Here is a 17,271-nt window from a genome sequence, read left to right as displayed (position 1 = left end):
CTGGACGAACCGTCCCGGCGTCCCGTCACAACGGTTCCATCATGACCCAGGCCGCTCCGTCCCGGGGCCCGCGGAGGAACCCCCTGCTCCGCCAACGCTCCCAGTAGGGTGCGAACATGACACGGCATATCGAATTCGAGGGTCCGTACAACTTCCGCGACCTGGGCGGCTACCCGGCCGCCGACGGACGGACGGTCCGCCGGGGCCTGCTGTTCCGTTCGTCCTCGCTCGGCAGGCTCGCCTCGGCGGCCGACCTCGAACGGTTCCGGGCACTGGACATCGGCACCGTGATCGACCTGCGCCACCCCTGGGAGATCGAACGCCGGGGGCGGATACCGCAGCTGGACGGCGTCGCGTACCACAACCTCTCGATCGAGCACCGGCCGTACGACCAGGCCGAGATCGACCCGGGGCTCGACCCCTGGCGCTACCTGGCGGACCGGTTCGCCGAGGTGGCCGAGGACGGCGTCGCGGAGATCCGCGCCGTCCTGGAGCTGATCGCGCAGGCCGAGCGGCCGGTGGTCTTCCACTGCGCCGCCGGCAAGGACCGCACCGGGCTGATCGCCGCCCTGGTGCTCACCCTGCTCGGCGTGGGCGAGGACGACGTGGCCGCGGACTTCGCGCTCACCGAGCTCGTGACGGCCCGGCTGGTGACCGACTGGCGCGCCGCCAACCCGGGGCGCACGCTGCGCTGGCCGGCCTTCGGGCGCGCGCCGGAGGAGGTGATCCGGCTCGCGCTCGCGGATCTGACCGCCGCCCACGGCTCGGTGCACGCCTATGTCACCGGCAAGGTCGGCATCGACGGGGCGCTGGTCGGCCGGCTGCGGGACCGACTGCTCACGGCCTAGCCGGGGGCGTCGAGAACCGGCCAGCACCGCGCCGGAACGACAATCGCACGAAAAAGAAATCGATCGGCCGACAGATCACCAAGGGACAGGGCTGGTCGGCATTCGACGGTAAATGCCAGGGAAAGACAATTCCCGGCGAATGCCGATCAGCCCCTTGCCAAGCCCCGACACCTGGGCCTTGACCTGCCGAATGGCCGAAAAAAATGGTGCTGAGCGCCTGTTCGTGCACGCTAAGGTCATTCCCGCGACGGCTCGTCCGATCGGGTGACCGCGACCGTTCCGGTCGGACCTCCGCTCGTTTCCTTTCGCCTGCATGACCCCGCCCCGCACGGCGGTGTCACCGAAACGATCGGACGGACCATGCACGCAGAGAACCGCGCCCGCCGCCCCCGCCGGACCGACCGCACGCGCGTCCGGGGCATCCTGGTCGCCGCCGCACTCCTCGGCATCACCGGCGCCGGCCCCGCCCTCGCCGAGGGCTCCTGGACGTCCCACATCAGCGGCTGGGGCCCCGGATCGGAGTCACGGCGCTGGGCCGACAGCGACCGCGACGACGTCGCCACCACCGTGACCTTCCAGGGCTGCGTCACCGGCAACAACGACTTCAAGGACGCCGACCTCCAGCTCTACAAGGACGTCTTCGGCCCCGACAAGGCCTACGGCCACCGGTCCAACCACTGCGACACCTCCGGCTGGGGCGACCAGAGTTCCGGCGACTACTACTTCACGCTGGAGGCCGTGCGCAGCGGCGCCAAGCTCTGGGTGGACACCGTCACCACCCGGTACTGACCCCGTCCGGCCCGCATCCGTCCCGTACGCGAATCCGTGTCGTACGTGAATCCGTCCCGTACCGAATCCGCCCGGTACCGCTCCAGCCCGTCCGCGCCCCGCCCGCCGGCCCCACCCGCACCCCTTCCGAGCGAAATGCGTCGACTCCGCCATGGCCCTTGAGTTCCACCGCATCGACTTCCAGTACAGCCGGAAGACCTTCCTGTTCACCGGCCTCGATCTGCGGATCGACCATCCGGCCACCGTCCTGCTCGGCCCCAACGGCGCCGGCAAGTCCACCCTCATGGCGCTCGCCGCCTCCCAGCTGAGCCCGCGCCGGGGACTGGTCACCTGGCGCGGCGTCAACCCGGCGACGGGCGCCGGCCACCGGGCCGCCTACCGGCGCGCGGTGGCCTGGCTGCCCCAGCAGATCACCCCCGTCCCCGGGCTCACCGTGCGCGAACAGGTGGCGTACTGCGGGTGGTTGAAGGGCATGTCGCGCACCGCCGCCTGGCAGGCCTCGGCCGGCGCCCTCGCCCGGGTCGGCCTCTCCGGACTCGCCGACCGGGCCGGCCACCAGCTCTCCGGCGGCCAGCTGCGCCGGATGGGCATCGCCGGCTGCCTCGCCCATCACAGCGAACTGATCCTGATGGACGAGCCCACCGCCGGGCTCGACCCGACCCAGCGCGCGGTGTTCCGTTCCCTGGTCGAGGAGCTGACGGGCGAGGTGAGCGTGGTGGTCTCCACCCACCAGACCGAGGACCTCGCCGGCACCTACCGGCAGGTGGTGGTGCTCGACCGCGGCCGGGTCCGCTTCCAGGGCGCCACCGAGGAGTTCCACGCCCTGGCGCCCGGCGGCCGGCTCCCCGGGCCCGGCAGCGGCTCCGACGGCGGCTCCGGCACGCGGAGTGCCGAGGCCGCCTACGCGAGCCTGATCGAACGGGAGACCTGACCATGCTGCTGCGCACCGTACTGCGGGTCTCGGCCGGCACCCGGACGCTGCCGTTCCTGCTCGGCTTCGTCCTGGTCGCGCTCGGCGACGAGCTGACCACCTGGGTCACCCCGGCCTACGGGCTCGCCGCCGCCGGACACGCCAGCCTGGCGCTGCCGTTCGCCTGCGCGGCCTGTGCGGCCTGCGGCGCGTGGGAGGGCGCGCGGCTGCACCGGGGCCGGGTGTTCGGCCGCTCGCCGGTCCGCTCCGCGCCGGCCATCACCACACCGGTGCTGCTGCCCGTCGCCGTGATGGGCGGGCTCGGCATGGCCGTCGCGCTCGGCACCGCCGCACTGGCCGGCGGCACCGTGGACGGCGTCCCGCAGCCCGCTCCGCTCGCCGTCTGGGCCGGGCTGCTGCTCGCCAACACCCTGGTCGGCTCGGTCGTCGGACGGGTGCTGGCGCCGCTGGTCGCCGTCCCGCTCGCGCTGGCGGGCAGCTTCGTGCTGAACGCCTACCCCGCCGCGTTCGACACCTACTGGCCCCGGCACCTGGTCGGCGGCGGGCTGTCCGACTGCTGCGCCGTGGACCAGGTGCTGGACGGTCGGGCGGTGGCGGGCTCGCTGGTCTTCTCCGGCGCGGTCTGCGCGGCCGCCGTGCTGCTGATCCGCCGGCGCGGCACCCCGCTCGCCGTCGCCGCCGCGCTGGCCGTCACCGCGGGCGGCATCGCGGCGGGCGGCTGGACGGCCCGTGACCTCGGCCCCGAACCGGTACGGGACCGGTCCGCCGCCGCCCTGGTCTGCGACGGCGGGCGCCCACGCGTCTGCCTCTGGCCCGAGCTGGGTGACACCCGGTCGGCCGTGGTCCGCGGCGAGGTCCGGCGGGTCACCGGCAACCTGGCCTGGTACGGCGTCGCCGTCCCGGAGGCGTTCACCATGGCCGCCCGCCCCGGACCGGGCGAGGCCAAGCTCGGCGTCCCGACCGACGCCCGGGCGCAGGACGTCGCCCCCGCCGTCGTCGGCGGCCTGCTCCCGCGTGCCCCGGACTGCGCCCTCCGCGGCGACCCCTATCCGGCGGACGCCGCGGCGGGCACGGCCACCGCCTGGCTCACCGCCCGGGCCGGACCGGGCGGGACCACCGTGCCCGCGGCCGGCGTCGGCGGCCGCTTCACCGAGGACGACGCCGCCCGCGCCGCCCTGCTGCTCCACCTGCCCGACGGGACGCAGCTCGCCTGGTACCGCGCCACCGTGGCGGCCCTGGCCGACTGCGGCACCCTGCCCCCGCCGCTCCCGCACACCGGGACGGCCTCCGCCGGGGGTGAGCGGTGAGCTGGTGGTGCAAGGCGCGCGCCGTCCCGCTGCTCGCGGCCGTACTCGCCGGGACCTTCGCCGTCGGCCTGCTGTGCGGGGACGGCGAGCTGCCGGTGCCCGCCCTGCACGGACAGGCCGGGCACTTCCTGCTCGCGCACGTGCTCACGCTGCTCCCGGCGGTGTTCCTGCTGCACGGGCTGGGCCGGGGCGACCTGCGCACCGAATCGGTCGCCGGGCGGTTCCTGCGCGGCCTCGACGCCGGGCTGGCGCTCGCCCTCGCGGCCGGCGGGACGGCCTGCGGCGGCCTCGCCCGTGCGGCCGGCTGCGGGGCACTCGCCCTCGTCCTGGCCCGCAACATCGCCGGCTACCTCGGCCTCGCGCTGCTGGTCCACCCCCTGGTCGGCCACCGCCCGGCCGCCGCCGCGCTCGCCGCCGTCCCGCTGCTCTGCTCGGCGGCGGGCTGGTACCCGGACGGCCGCCCCCAGCCGTGGGCCTGGCCGCTCCATCCGGCCGGCTCCCCGACGGCGCTCGCCGCCGTCGCCCTGCTCCTGCTCGCCGGCACCACCTGCACCCTGCTCCGCCGACCCCCGCCCACCACCCCGCACCCACCGACCGGCTGACCGCACCCCGGCCCACCCGGCCACGCCCATCACCCGCCGCGTCAATCCCCTGCCCGGCGGCAGGCAACCCCGTGCACCCCGCCACCTCCCCGGACGCCGCCCACCACCGCCAGCGCAACCCACGACCGCCCGCCCACACCCCGGCAAGCCCGGCCACGCCCATCACCCGCCGCGCCAATCCCCTGCCCGGCAGCAGGCAACCCCGTGCACCCCACCACCGCCAGCGCAACCCACGGACCGCCCGCCCACACCCCGGCAAGCCCGGCGCCCGCGGGGCCTCCGCGCCCCGGCGGCTCAGCGGCGCCGGGGCCTGCCCGGGCGACCGCCACCGCGGGCGCCGCCCTGCGGCTTGCGCGGCCCGCGGGCGCTGCCGCCGCCGGGGGCCGCGGCGTCGGCCTTCTCGGGCCAGTGGGCCGGGCGCCGCAGCGCCGCCGGGAGGCGGGTGGCGGCGTCACCACGGGCCGCGTTGAGCTGCGCCTGGGTGAGGAACAGCGCATCGGTGAGGTCGGCGCCCGCCAGGTCGGCGTCCCGCAGGTCCGCGCCGACCAGGTCGGCGAGCCGCAGGTCGGCGCCGGCCAGGTCCGCCGCGACCAGCAGCGCGCCGCGCAGATTGGCCCCGCGCAGGTCGGCCCCGCGCAGCCGGGCGCCGAACAGGTCCGCGCCCCGGTGCTCGCGCCGGCCCGGCACGGCGGCCCGGACCAGCTCGCTCGCCCTGAGCAGCAACTCGGCCACCGCCTGCCGGTGCGCCGGCACGTCGACCGCCAGGATCTCCTCCGGTGTCCCGCCCGCCAGCCGCTCGGTCTCCTCCAGCGCCCGGCGCAGCTCCCCGTGCACGGGGCGGGCCGGGGCGAAGGTGAGCGCCTCGGTGAGGTACCAGAGCAGTTCGTGCAGCTGGCGCACCACCGGGAACACCTCGAACATCGGGCCCGCAGTCTCCGGGACCTCGCGCCAGCTGCGCCCGCCGAAGGTGACCCGGGAGACGTGCTGACCGGCCCCGAAGCAGTCGTACACCGTGCAGCCGGGGAAGCCGCTGTCCCGCAGCCGCTCGTGGATGCCGCAGGTGAAGTCGGTCTGCAGATTGCGGCAGGCGCTGCCGGCGGCCTTGTTCACGGCGAAGTCGGTGCCGGCCGCGAACGGCAGCGCGACGCAGCACAGCCCGAAGCAGTTCCCGCAGTCGGAGACGAGGTTGAGGCCCGGGACGCTCACGATGCTGTTGTTCCTCCGGTACGACGGTCCAGTGCGGTGCGGCGCTGTTCGGCGCTGTTCACCGCGGTGCGGTGGTGCAGGTGTAGAGCGTACCGACAAGCCCCCGCGCGGCCGTCGGTTAGTGTGGTCGGCCGAACACGAGCAGACCCGGCGCACCAGTGGAGGAACCCAGGCATGTCCCGGCACGACGTGGCGCCGTACCCGGACACCGAGGGCACCGAGCGGCCCGCCGCCGGGCAGCCGGCCGCCCTCCGCCTCCCGCCCCGCGCCCGCACCGTCGCCTTCACCCTGCTCTGCTTCGCGGTCTGCCTGGCGATCGCGGCCCAGCAGTGGACCACCCTCCAGCTCGGCGGCTTCGACCTCGGGATCTTCGACCAGGGCGTGCGCGGCTACGCGCACTTCGGCCTGCCGGTCTCCACGCTGAAGAGCTTCCACCACGCGTTCCCGCCCGGCTTCTCGCTGCTCGGCGACCACTTCTCGCCGGTGATCGCGCTGATGGCACCGCTCTACTGGCTCTGGGACGACCCGCGCTCGTTGCTCCTCGGCCAGGCGCTCTGCTTCGCCGCCGGCGTGCCGCTGATCCGGCGGATCACCGACCGCTGCTTCGCCGACGCCGACCCCCGCACCGCCCGCCGCGCCGCCGACCTGGCCGCGCTCGCCTACGGGCTGGGCTGGCCGCTGCTGGTGGCCTCGCGCGGCGGGTTCCACGAGGTGGCGTTCGCCGTCCCGCTCACGCTGCTGATGCTGGAACGCGGCATGGCCCGGCAGTACTGGGCGTCCGCGCTGGCCGGTCTGCTGCTGTGCTGCACCAAGGAGGACATGGGCCTGACGGTCGGCGCGTACGGCCTGGTGCTGCTGCTGCGGGCACGCCGGGAGCCGGACGCCGGCCGTCGCCGGCCGGCCGTCCGCTGGGGCCTGGGCCTGCTGCTCGGCGGCCCGCTCGCCTCGGCGGTGGCGATCGCGAAGCTGGTCCCGGCGATGGGCGGGGTGCCCGGCTACTACTGGAACTACCAGGCGCTGGGCGAGGACGGCGGCTCGGCGGTCGCCCATGTGCTCGCCGACCCGACCCTCCTGGTCTCGGCGTTCTTCGACGCCCCGCTGAAGCCGCTGCTGCTGCTCTGGATCTTCGGCACCCTGTTCCTCCTGCCGCTGCGCTCCGCCACCGTGCTGCTCGCCGTGCCGCTGCTCGCCGAGCGGGTGCTCTCCAGCAACCCGAACCACTGGTCGGTCGCCCGGCACTACGACGCCTTCCTCTGGCCGATCCTGGTGGTCGCCGCGGTGGAGGTGCTGGGCCGCTGCCACGACCGCGTGCTGACCCGCCGGCTCGGCGTGGCGGCGGCCGCCGTGACCGTCGCGGCCGCGCTGCCGCTCGGGGCGGCCAACCTGTTCGTGCCGGCCTACTGGCAGCCGAAGACGAGCGAGGCGGCGCTGCTGCGCGGCGCGGCGCTGGTCCCGGACGGCGCCTCCGTCGAGGCCGACAACCAGGCCGCGCCCCGGCTGACCGCCCGCGCCGACGTGGTGCTGGTCGACGAGACGCCGCGCGCACGCGAGTACGTGCTGATCCGGGCGGACAAGCGGTCCTTCCCGTTCCGGACCGACCGGGAGCAGGCGGCCCGGATCGAGCTGCTGCTGGCGCACGGGTACCGGACGGTCTGGTCGGAGGACGGCGTGTACCTGCTGCATCGGGAGGGCACCGAGCCGGTCCCGGGCGAGCGGGTGCCCGGCCCGGACTCCACCCCGTACCAGGACGAGGTGCCGTCGGACGTCGGCCACAACCTGTTCCGCGGCTGACGCCCGCTGCCGGTACGGGCACCGGCCCCGGCCCGCGCGTCAGCCCCCCGTACCGGTTCTCGTCCCGGGGTTCCCGTCCCGGCCCTCGTCTCAGCCCTCGTACGGCAGCAGGTCCGCGCGCTTGGGCGCCCGGCCGTCGCCGGAGGAGCGGCCGGTGAGGCGGCGGCCGATCCAGGGGCCGAGGTGGGTGCGGGCCCAGCGGGCGTCGGCGGCCAGCTTCTCGCCGCGGGTCGGCGGGGCGGCGGCCGGCAGCGGCGCGCGCCAGTCGAAGCCGGCGGGGCGGCCGAGCGCCTCCAGGACGGCCTCGGCGACCCGGCGGTGTCCCTCGGGCGAGAGGTGCAGCCGGTCCTCCGCCCAGAGCCGGCGGTCGTCGAAGCAGGGCGCGGAGAAGAGGTCCACCACGGCGATGCCCGGGTCCTGGGCGAGCTCGTGCACGAAGGCCTTCATCCGCAGGATCGCCGGGAGCAGCCGGGCCGAACCGGCCATCCGGCGGGTCGGGTCGGTGCTGGTGAACATGACCACGGTGGCGCCGGTGGCGCGCAGCCGGGCGGCGGAGGCGCCGAGGAGTTCCTCGACCCGGGCGATGTCGCAGCGCGGCCGCAGCACGTCGTTGAGCCCGCCGGCCAGGGTGACCAGCTCGGCGCCCATGGCGGCGGCGTCCTCCAGCTGCTCGTCGTGGATCTGGCCGATGAGCTTGCCGCGGACGGCGAGGTTGGCGTAGCGGAAGCCGCCCTCGGGGTGGTCGGCGGCGAGCCGGGCGGCCACGCGGTCGGCCCAGCCGCGGAACTGGCCGTCGGGCAGCAGGTCGTCGCACATGCCCTCGGTGAAGGAGTCCCCGACGGCGACGTAGCTGGCGAAACTGGCGCCACCGCGGACGGCGGCGGGCGTGTTCTCGGTGTTCTCCATGGCCCGACGATCGTACGCGCGCGGACGGCGACGGGGTCCGGCGGCCTCGGGATCGGGCCCCGGCCGCAGACCCCGGCATCGGCCCCGCACCACCGGCACCACCGGCACCACCGACACCACCAGCACCACCGACACCGCCGGAACCACCGACACCGCCGGCACTACGGGCATCAACGGCCACGGCAAGCGGATACCGATCCACCGTTTATCGGCGCCGGGCAGAGTGGGACACGTCGGGAGGACGCGAGGCCCGGCCCGAGCAGCACCACACCACAGTCACTTCGGGGGAACCACATGAACAGCACCAGCCGCCTGCGCGCCACCGCGGTCACCCTGGCCGCCGCGGCCGCGCTGACGGCCGGCCTGGCGGGGACGGCCTCGGCCGCCCCGACCACCGACCGCACCACCACGGGCGCCACCGCCGCGGCCGCCACCGCCGCCCGCAGCACCACCGTCCGGCTCTCCAACTGGACCGGCTGCACGCTCACCCGGGAGTCCTGGGAGCTGAGCCACGGGATCTGGAGCCACGAGCCGCCGGAGCGGATCGCCGACCAGCAGCGGGGGAGCTGGTCGTCGGAGTCCAACGGATTCGCGACCGGCACCGAGGGGTTCGCGCAGTTCTACGCGGAGAACTGCGCGAACCCCGCCCTCGACGGGCGTCTGGTGCGGGTGCACTGGAACAACCCGTACGTCGGCTCGAACAGCTACGACTGGGCCGGCAGTGACCTGAAGTTCCACGTCAGCAAGGCCGGCGGCTCGGGCAACAACGCCACCGTCGACTTCTCGGTGTGGGGTGTCTGACCCCCCGACACCCGCAGGACCCCGGGCCGCGGCACGGCGCCTCCCACACGGGCGCCCCGCCGCGGCCCGGCCGCGTTCCGCTCCGGCCCGGACCGGCTCCGGTCGGGCCGAGCCCCGGCCGGACCCCGCTCCGGTCAGACCCCGACCGGCTCCTCCACGCCGCCGGTGACCCAGTGCGTGCGCACGGCGTCGGTCGGCCGCTGCTCCCCCAGCGCGTCCAGCCCCCAGACGCCGAGCGCCGCCACGACCGGCCGCAGCTCGGCGCCGCGCGCGGTCAGCGCGTAGACGGTGGCGTTGGCCGGCCGTTCGAGGCGGCGGCGCTCGACGACGCCCTCGCCCTCCAGCTGCTTGAGCCGCGCGGCGAGGATGTCGGTGGAGACGCCGGGCAGGTCGGCGTGCAGGTCGGTGTAGCGGCGCGGGCCGGCCAGGAGTTCACGGACGATCAGGAGGCTCCAGCGCTCCCCCACCGCGTCCAGGGCGCGGGCGACGGCGCAGTACTGGTCGTAGCTTCGGCGTGACATGTGGATCAGCATAGCCAAGAGGTTGGACTTTCCAAGTGCCTACTTGGTAGAACAAAGCGACCAGGATCGACGCGGGGTGACGGTCGGGAGGCCGCAGATGGAGTTTCGGCAGTCCAGCAAGCTGAATGACGTGTGCTACGAGATCCGCGGCCCGGTGGTCGACCAGGCCAACGCGCTGGAGGAGGCCGGGCACAGCGTGCTCCGGCTGAACACCGGCAACCCGGCCACGTTCGGCTTCGAGGCGCCGGAGGAGATCCTCCAGGACATCATGCGCAACCTCCCCCGCGCACACGGCTACAGCGACTCGCGCGGCATCCTGCCGGCGCGCCGCGCGGTGGTGCAGTACTACCAGCAGCGCGGCGTCGAGGGTGTGACCGTCAACGACGTCTACCTCGGCAACGGCGTCTCCGAGCTGATCCAGATGTCCGTCACCGCCCTCGTCGACGACGGCGACGAGGTGCTCGTCCCGATGCCCGACTACCCGCTGTGGACGGCGGTGGTCCGGCTGGCCGGCGGCAAGGCGGTGCACTACGCCTGCGACGAGGGGGCGGACTGGTTCCCCGACCTCGACGACATCGCCGCGAAGATCACCGCCCGCACCAAGGCGATCGTGGTCATCAACCCCAACAACCCCACCGGCTCGGTCTACCCGAAGGAGCTGCTGGAGGGCATCCTCGACCTCGCCCGGCGCCACCAGCTGATGGTGCTGGCCGACGAGATCTACGACAAGATCCTCTACGACGGCGTGGAGCACCACTGCCTGGCCGCCCTGGCCGACGACGTGCTCACCCTCACCTTCAACGGCCTCTCCAAGTCCTACCGGGTGGCCGGCTTCCGCAGCGGCTGGCTGGTCGTCTCCGGCCCCAAGCAGCACGCGAGCGACTACCTGGAGGGCCTCACCATGCTCTCCGGCATGCGGCTGTGCCCCAACGTGCCCTCCCAGTACGCCGTCCAGGCCGCACTCGGCGGCCACCAGTCCATCAACGACCTCGTCCTGCCCGGCGGCCGCCTCGCCGAACAGCGCGACGTCGCCTTCCGGGCCCTCAACGAGATCCCCGGCGTCAGCTGCGTCAAGCCCCGCGGCGCGCTCTACGCCTTCGCCCGGCTCGACCCGACCGTCCACCGGATCGTCGACGACGAGCGCTTCGTCCTGGACCTCCTGCTCCGCGAGAAGATCCACGTCGTCCAGGGCACCGGCTTCAACTGGCCCCGCCCCGACCACTTCCGCTTCGTCACCCTCCCCCGCGCCGACGACCTGGAGACGGCGATCAACCGCATCGGCCGCTTCCTCGCCACCTACCGCCAGACCTGACCGCCCCGACACCCCCGAAGCCCCCGCGGAGCGAGCTCTGCGGGGGCTCCGGGCGGATCCCGGTCACGGCTCGCGGACGTCCCGCTCCCTGAGCTCGGTGATCACCCGGGCGACGGCGGCGAAGTCGCTGTCCACGTGCAGGACCGGGTAGTCGTGGTGCACCGCGACGGAGCAGAGCAGCAGGTCCACCGCACCGGCCGACCGGTGCTGCCCCCTCTGCGTCAGCTTGTACTGGGCGTTGAGCGCCCAGTCCTCACCGCCCTTCGGAAGCCCGAGCGCCGCACCGAAGAGGTCGTCGAGCTCTTCCTCCAGCTCGTCACGGTGGGCGGGGCCGGTGGCCGAGTAGAGGATCTCCGCCTTGGTCACCTTGGCGATCCTGAGGAGTCCGGACTCCAACGGGGCTCGCCACCGGCCGAGCACCCTCGGGTTGCGCATCAACTCGACGAACCCCGAGGTGTCGATCAGGAAGCCCATGTCGCTCATCCGCTACTCCTGTCCGCCGGCCTTCCGGGCCCGGTGGATCCGCTCGGTCGGGTCGAACTCACCGCGGGCCGCGCGCGCGGAGAGCCGCTCCAGGGCCTCCAGGCGCTTGAGGCGGTTGACGTAGTCGGCCAGGGCGCCGTTGATGGTGTCCTTCTTGGTGCTGGTCCCCATCAAGCGCATGGCCTCCGCGAGGATCGCATCGTCGACATCGACGTTGGTCATGCTCATATTCGCCCCTTTGTAGATGACGTGGCAAATCGATCCACATCATCCACGGTACGGCCGCGCCACGGCACTGGCAAGTCGAAATGTCCGAATTCTCCGACGGCAGAGCCCCCGCGGAGCGAGCTCTGCGGGGGCCGGCCGGGTGCGGAAGGGCGGGGCGCCGGGGGGTTACCAGCCCCAGCCGCCGCCGCGGCCGTCGTCGTCGTGGTCGCTGTCCCAGCCCTCGCCGACCGTGCGCAGGATCGTGTAGTGGTCGACCCGGGTGCCGTCCTCGGCCAGGGCGGTGACGGTCATCTCGGACTTCTGCCCCAGGTGGGCGGGCTTCACGTCGACCTTGATGAAGGAGTAGCCGGTGTAGCGGACCCGCGACCACTCGACCTTCTCGGTGACCTTGCCGCCGCCCTTGGCGAAGTAGTAGGTGTCCACCGAGTCGAGGCGGTTCTCGTGGCCCTCGTAGGTGTCCGGGGCGTCGAAGCGGTAGAGGCTGCGGCCGGCCGCGCCCGCCGTCACGTAGACCACGCCGTCCTTGGCGGGCTCGACGGTGGCGCCGCTCGGCACCGCCCGGGAGACCTTGTTGCCGAGGATCGCGTCGGTGCGCTCGTACACGTGGTTGTGACCGTTGATCACCAGGTCGACCCGGTACTTCTCGAACAGCGGCACCCAGGCCTCGCGCACCCCGCCCTCGGAGGCGTGCTGGTGGGTGGTGGAGAAGGCGCAGTGGTGGAAGAAGACCACGACGAAGTCGACGGTCTCGTCACCCCGCAGGTCCTTCAGGGTGCGCTCCAGCCAGCGGGTCTGCTTGCCCGCCGAGATGCCCAGGTTGGCCGGGATCTCGTAGGAGACGTCGTTGGCGTCCAGCGAGATGACGCCGACGTTCTTGTAGCGGAACGAGTAGACACCCGGGACGCTGCGCCGGTCCGGGCCGTTGTCCGGGAGGTAGAAGCGGGCGTTCTCGCCGCCGTAGCCGTTCGGCGAGTACCAGGCCTCCATGTCGTGGTTGCCGTAGGAGACCATCCACGGCACCTTCGAGGCGACCGTCTCGGTCTGCACCAGGAAGGCGTCCCAGGTGGCGGCGTTGAACACCGACTTGTCGGAGTCCTGGCCGGAGCCGGCCGGGTCGGCGTAGCAGATGTCGCCGGCGTGCAGGTGGAACGCCGGGTTCTGCGCCAGGATGACGTGGTCGTTGCCCTTGGCGTGGTCGCTGACGCCCTGGTCGCCGAAGGCGGTGAAGGTGAACGGCTCGTACACCTTGCCCCAGCGGTGCTCGCGCGAGGGCGCGGTGCGGAAGGTGCCGAGGGTGGAGATGGCCTGCTGCGAGGCCGGGTCGAAGCCCTGGTGGCCGACGCCGTAGTAGTAGGTGGTGTCGGGGTGGAGGTCCTCCAGCGCCACGTGCAGGTAGTACTGGTCCACCGGCTGGCCGGTGGGGGTGAGCGCCGGGGTGTGCAGGGTGCGCACCTCCGCCTCGATCCGGTGGCCGAGGTCCCACGGGTTCTTGCCGTAGCGCAGGAACGGCCGCTTCACCGGGGCCGGCACCTGCCAGGAGACCCGGAACTGGGTGTCCGGCTCGGGACCGAAGGACAGGTGGCGCCCGATCGGGGCGACCAGCGAGCCGTCGACACCCGCGGCGGCCCCTCCGGTCAGCAGCTGCGGCGAGACCGGGGCGGCCGAGGCGGTGCCGCCGCCCAGGACGCCGCCCACCGCCAGCGCACCCACCGAGACGGCGCCGGCACGCAGCATCCGGCGGCGGGAGTGACGGGCCCGCAGGTACTCGTGCTGCTCGGCCATGCTCATGCGTTCGGCGAGCTTCACCGGCACGCCCATGTTCGGAGTTTCCATGGGCCGGACTCTTCCAGCCACGCGTTGACCGGACACGGACGCGCGGTGAACGGGCCCGGGCGTGCCGGTCAGTCGAACGCCAATGTTCGACCATGCCTCGGCAAAGCCGTACGCAGGCGAAACGCGCCGTCAGGGCCCGGACGGACGCGGGTCCGGAGTGCGGGTCCGGAGCGCGGTCGGGCCCGGACGCGGGCGCCGCGGCCGGGGCTGGCAGGATCGTGCACCATGGCCCGGATCCTGATCTACCGTCGCAACCTCCGCTTCCCGCACGCCTCCGTCGTCGACGGCACCCGCGCACTGGGCGAGCTGGGAGAACGGCACGGCTTCACCGTCGACGCCACCGAGGACCCGGCCGTCTTCCGGCCCGCCGCGCTGCGCCGCTACGCCGCCGTGGTGTTCCTCTCCACCGGCGGCCCGGTGCTCGACGAGGCCGGACAGGACGCGCTGCGCGCCCACCTGAGCGCCGGCCACGGCTGGGTCGGCGTGCACGCGGCGTCCAGCACAGCGTACGAGTGGCCGTGGTTCGAGGGACTGGTCGGCGCCCGGTTCGACCGTCACCCGGCGATCCAGACCGCGCCGGTGCGGGTCGCCGACCCGGACCACCCGGCCACCGCCCACCTGCCGGCGCGCTGGGAGTGGACCGACGAGTGGTACGACTTCCGCTCCGACCCGCGCGAGCGCGGCGCCCGGGTGCTGCTCACCGTGGACGAGGCCGACTACACCGGGGCGGCGATGGGCCTGGCCGACCGTCATCCGCTCGCCTGGTGCGGGGAGCACGACGGTGCGCCGACCTTCTACACCGCGCTCGGCCACGCGCCCGAGGCGTACGCGGACCGGGCCTTCCGCGGTCACCTGCTGGGCGGCCTGCGGCACGTGCTCGGCTGAGCGGCCCGGGGCGCGCCGCCGCAACAGCGGACCGCCCGGAGCAGACGATCTGCTCCGGGCGGTCCGCTCGTTCAACCGGTCACCAGCACTCCTCCTCTTCCTTCTCCTTCTTGTTGGTGAGGCAGATCGGGACGCAGTCGTCGTCGTTCACCTGGATGGGGCCCGTGACCGGGTCGCGCGGGAGCTGGTAGCCGTCGGGCGCGGCGGTCTCCTTCAGGTAGTACTGCCCGACCGCCAGGTGGTCGAAGTCGCAGGCACCGTCGGTGTCGGTGGTGCAGCCGCCCGCGGGGGTGTCCGGGTTGGCACCCCCGGTCTGCAGGCCGGGGACGCCGTTGCTCTCGCGCCACAGCTCGAACACCGCACCGGACAGCGGCTCGCCCGACCACTTGTCCTTCTTGTTCAGGTGGATCGAGCCCGTGCCCGGCGGCTTCGTCGACGGGCAGTCACCGGCGGTGACCTGGACTCCCTGGGCGGCGTTGGCCGCCGTCAGCACCAGCGGGCCGAACACCGGGTCGGCCGGCAGGTCGTACCCGGGGGGCGCCGCGATCTCCCGCCAGTAGTAGGTGCCCAGCTCCACCGTGCGGCGGCAGAAGCCGTCCGCGCCGGTGGTGCACGCGGCACCGACCTGGGTGTCGGGGTTGACACCCGTGGTCTGGAGACCGGGAATCCCGTTGGTCTCCTCCCACAGCTCGAACACACCGCCCGCCAGCGGAGCACCGCTCTCGGCGTCGGTCTTGAGCACCCGCACCTCACCGGTGGTCACGGGGCCCTGCGGAACATCGGGGGCCGTCACCTGGACACCGGCCTGGGCGTTCGCCGGGGTCAGCACCAGCGGGCCGAACACCGGCTGGGCCGGCAGCAGGTACCCGGGAGGCGCGGCGGTCTCCCGCCAGTAGTAGGTGCCGACGTCCACCGTGCGGCGGCACAGACCGTCCGCGCCGGTGGTGCAGGCCGAACCCACCTGGGTGTCCGGGTTCGCGCCGGTGGTCTGGAGACCGGGAATCCCGTTGGTCTCCTCCCACAGCTCGAACACACCACCCGCCAGCGGAGCACCCGTCACCGAGTCCGTCTTCAGCACCCGCACCTCACCCGTCACGGGCTGCTGCGGGGCATCGGGGGCGGTGACCTGGACACCCTGGGCGGCGTTGGCCGCCGTCAGGACCAGCGGACCGAAGACCGGCTGGGCCGGCAGCACGTATCCGGGAGGTGCGGCGGTCTCCAGCCAGTAGTAGGTACCCAGGTCCACCGTGCGGCGGCACAGGCCATCCGCGCCGGTGGTGCACGCGGCACCGACCTGGGTGTCGGGGTTGACACCCGTGGTCTGGAGACCGGGAATCCCGTTGGTCTCCTCCCACAGCTGGAACACACCACCCGCGAGCGGGGCACCCGTGACCGCGTCGGTCTTCAGCACCCGCACCTCACCGGTGACGGGAGCCTGCGGCTCGTCGGGAGCGGTCACCTGGACGCCGGCCTGGGCGTTCGCCGGGGTCAGCACCAGCGGGCCGAACACCGGCTGGGCCGGCAGCACGAACCCGGGAGGCGCAGCCGTCTCCCGCCAGTAGTACGTCCCGACGTCCACCGTGCGGCGGCACAGACCGTCCGCACCGGTGGTGCAGGCCGAACCCACCTGGGTGTCCGGGTTCGCGCCGGTGGTCTGGAGACCGGGAATGCCGTTGGTCTCCTCCCACAGCTCGAACACACCACCGGCCAGCGGAGCACCGGTCTCGGCGTTCGTCTTCAGCACCCGCACCTCACCGGTGACGGGAGCCTGCGGCTCGTCGGGAGCCGTGACCTGGACCCCCTCGGCGGTGTTGGCCGGGGTCAGCACCAGCGGGCCGAACACCGGCTGGGCCGGCAACACGAACCCGGGAGGCGCAGCCGTCTCACGCCAGTAGTACGTCCCGATCTCCACCGTGCGGCGGCACAGACCGTCCGCGCCGGTGGTGCAGGCCGCACCGACCTGGGTGTCGGGGTTGACACCAGTGGTCTGGAGACCGGGAATCCCGTTGGTCTCCTCCCACAGCTCGAACACACCACCGGCCAGCGGAGCACCGGTCTCGGCGTTCGTCTTCAGCACCCGCACCTCACCCGTCAGGGGCAGCTGCGGAATGTCGGGGGCAGTGATCTGAACGCCCTCGGCCGCGTTGGCCGCCGTCAGCACCAGCGGACCGAAGACCGGGTCGACGGGCAGCGTGTAGCCGGGAGGCGCGGCGGTCTCCAGCCAGTAGTAGGTACCCAGGTCCACCGTGCGGCGGCAGGTGCCGTCGGCGCCGGTGGTGCAGGCGGCACCGATCTGGGTGTCGGGGTTGATGCCGGTGGTCTGGAGACCGGGGATGCCGTTGGTCTCCTCCCACAGCTGGAACACGCCACCCGCGAGCGGGGCACCCGTGACCGCATCGGTCTTCAGCACCCGCACCTCACCCGTCACAGCGGGCTGGAGCACATTGGGAGCCGTCACCTGCACACCCTCGGCCGCATTGGCCGGAGTCAGCACCAACGGACCGAACACCGGATCCACCGGCAGCACGTACCCGGGAGGCGCAGCGGTCTCCAGCCAGTAGTAGGTGCCCAGGTCCACCGTGCGGCTGCACAGACCGTCGGCGCCGGTGGTGCACGCCGAACCGATCTGGGTGTCGGGGTTGATGCCCGTGGTCTGGAGACCGGGAATCCCGTTGGTCTCCTCCCACAGCTGGAACACACCACCCGCCAGCGGCAGACCCGTCACCGCGTCCGTCTTCAGCACCCGCACCTCACCCGTCACAGCGGGCTGGAGCACATTGGGAGCCGTCACCTGCACACCCTCGGCCGCATTGGCCGGAGTCAGCACC

Annotated in this window: 15 protein-coding genes and 1 pseudogene; 9 read left to right on the top strand and 7 right to left on the bottom strand. The window is 73.5% G+C overall.

Going from position 1 to position 17,271, the window contains the following annotated elements; all coding sequences use genetic code 11:
- Nucleotides 1–116: 116 nt before the first annotated feature.
- From ACFVVL_RS08400 to ACFVVL_RS08380, 5 genes are all read left to right on the top strand, one after another.
- Nucleotides 117–848 carry a tyrosine-protein phosphatase gene (locus ACFVVL_RS08400; RefSeq protein WP_380297733.1) on the top strand — a complete coding sequence of 244 codons (732 nt, stop codon included), beginning with the start codon at nt 117–119 and terminating at the stop codon, nt 846–848.
- 360 nt (nt 849–1,208) lie between these two features.
- On the top strand, nt 1,209–1,637 hold the full coding sequence (locus ACFVVL_RS08395; protein ID WP_387672456.1) for a hypothetical protein: 429 nt from the start codon (nt 1,209–1,211) through the stop codon (nt 1,635–1,637).
- Nucleotides 1,638–1,788: 151 nt separating this feature from the next.
- The gene (locus ACFVVL_RS08390) at nt 1,789–2,568 is read left to right on the top strand and encodes an ATP-binding cassette domain-containing protein (RefSeq protein WP_387672453.1); all 780 of its coding nucleotides are present in this window, start codon (nt 1,789–1,791) and stop codon (nt 2,566–2,568) included.
- 2 nt (nt 2,569–2,570) lie between these two features.
- Nucleotides 2,571–3,875 carry a hypothetical protein gene (locus ACFVVL_RS08385; protein WP_387672451.1) on the top strand — a complete coding sequence of 435 codons (1,305 nt, stop codon included), beginning with the start codon at nt 2,571–2,573 and terminating at the stop codon, nt 3,873–3,875.
- Nucleotides 3,872–4,477 (top strand): hypothetical protein, encoded by a 606-nt coding sequence (locus ACFVVL_RS08380; RefSeq protein WP_387672448.1) that lies wholly within the window; start codon nt 3,872–3,874, stop codon nt 4,475–4,477. Before ACFVVL_RS08385 ends, ACFVVL_RS08380 begins: the two co-directional genes overlap by 4 nt.
- 294 nt (nt 4,478–4,771) lie before the next feature.
- Here ACFVVL_RS08380 and ACFVVL_RS08375 read toward each other — a convergent pair whose 3' ends face one another.
- Nucleotides 4,772–5,683: a pentapeptide repeat-containing protein gene (locus ACFVVL_RS08375; protein WP_387672445.1), complete on the bottom strand. Its 912-nt coding sequence runs from the start codon at nt 5,681–5,683 to the stop codon at nt 4,772–4,774.
- A 174-nt stretch (nt 5,684–5,857) separates the two neighbouring features.
- Between ACFVVL_RS08375 and ACFVVL_RS08370 the strand changes: the two genes are divergently transcribed.
- Entirely contained in the window at nt 5,858–7,474 is a 1,617-nt protein-coding gene (locus tag ACFVVL_RS08370) for a DUF2079 domain-containing protein (protein WP_387672442.1), read from the top strand.
- Between the two features lie 90 nt (nt 7,475–7,564).
- Here ACFVVL_RS08370 and ACFVVL_RS08365 read toward each other — a convergent pair whose 3' ends face one another.
- Nucleotides 7,565–8,380 carry an SGNH/GDSL hydrolase family protein gene (locus ACFVVL_RS08365; RefSeq protein ID WP_380291151.1) on the bottom strand — a complete coding sequence of 272 codons (816 nt, stop codon included), beginning with the start codon at nt 8,378–8,380 and terminating at the stop codon, nt 7,565–7,567.
- Between the two features lie 294 nt (nt 8,381–8,674).
- On the opposite strand from ACFVVL_RS08365, the gene ACFVVL_RS08360 reads away from it, so the two are divergent.
- Nucleotides 8,675–9,181, top strand: coding sequence for an aegerolysin family protein (locus tag ACFVVL_RS08360; RefSeq protein WP_387672438.1), 507 nt, complete (start codon nt 8,675–8,677; stop codon nt 9,179–9,181).
- A 170-nt stretch (nt 9,182–9,351) separates the two neighbouring features.
- Here the strand turns inward: ACFVVL_RS08360 and ACFVVL_RS08355 are convergent.
- Nucleotides 9,352–9,702 (bottom strand): annotated as a pseudogene (locus tag ACFVVL_RS08355) (winged helix-turn-helix transcriptional regulator); the annotation flags it as partial.
- A 97-nt stretch (nt 9,703–9,799) separates the two neighbouring features.
- Between ACFVVL_RS08355 and ACFVVL_RS08350 the strand changes: the two are divergent.
- Nucleotides 9,800–11,014: a pyridoxal phosphate-dependent aminotransferase gene (locus tag ACFVVL_RS08350; RefSeq protein WP_387672435.1), complete on the top strand. Its 1,215-nt coding sequence runs from the start codon at nt 9,800–9,802 to the stop codon at nt 11,012–11,014.
- Nucleotides 11,015–11,077: 63 nt separating this feature from the next.
- On the opposite strand, the gene ACFVVL_RS08345 is transcribed toward ACFVVL_RS08350, so the two are convergent.
- From ACFVVL_RS08345 to ACFVVL_RS08335, 3 genes are all read right to left on the bottom strand, one after another.
- Nucleotides 11,078–11,497, bottom strand: coding sequence for a PIN domain-containing protein (locus ACFVVL_RS08345; protein WP_387672432.1), 420 nt, complete (start codon nt 11,495–11,497; stop codon nt 11,078–11,080).
- Between the two features lie 3 nt (nt 11,498–11,500).
- Complete coding sequence (locus ACFVVL_RS08340; protein ID WP_387672429.1) at nt 11,501–11,725, bottom strand: type II toxin-antitoxin system VapB family antitoxin; 225 nt, start codon at nt 11,723–11,725, stop codon at nt 11,501–11,503.
- A 165-nt stretch (nt 11,726–11,890) separates the two neighbouring features.
- Nucleotides 11,891–13,558 (bottom strand): purple acid phosphatase family protein, encoded by a 1,668-nt coding sequence (locus ACFVVL_RS08335; protein WP_387672426.1) that lies wholly within the window; start codon nt 13,556–13,558, stop codon nt 11,891–11,893.
- A gap of 225 nt (nt 13,559–13,783) precedes the next feature.
- Between ACFVVL_RS08335 and ACFVVL_RS08330 the strand changes: the two genes are divergently transcribed.
- Nucleotides 13,784–14,443, top strand: coding sequence for a ThuA domain-containing protein (locus ACFVVL_RS08330; RefSeq protein ID WP_380291163.1), 660 nt, complete (start codon nt 13,784–13,786; stop codon nt 14,441–14,443).
- 79 nt (nt 14,444–14,522) lie between these two features.
- Here ACFVVL_RS08330 and ACFVVL_RS08325 read toward each other — a convergent pair.
- On the bottom strand, nt 14,523–17,271 hold a 2,749-nt coding region (locus ACFVVL_RS08325), incomplete at its 5' end, for a collagen binding domain-containing protein (protein ID WP_387672423.1).

The organism is Kitasatospora sp. NPDC058115, assembly GCF_042884635.1.
Lineage (GTDB): Bacteria > Actinomycetota > Actinomycetes > Streptomycetales > Streptomycetaceae > Kitasatospora.
Note: the sequence above shows the minus strand (reverse complement) of the source record. Positions and strands in the feature narration are given on the sequence as shown.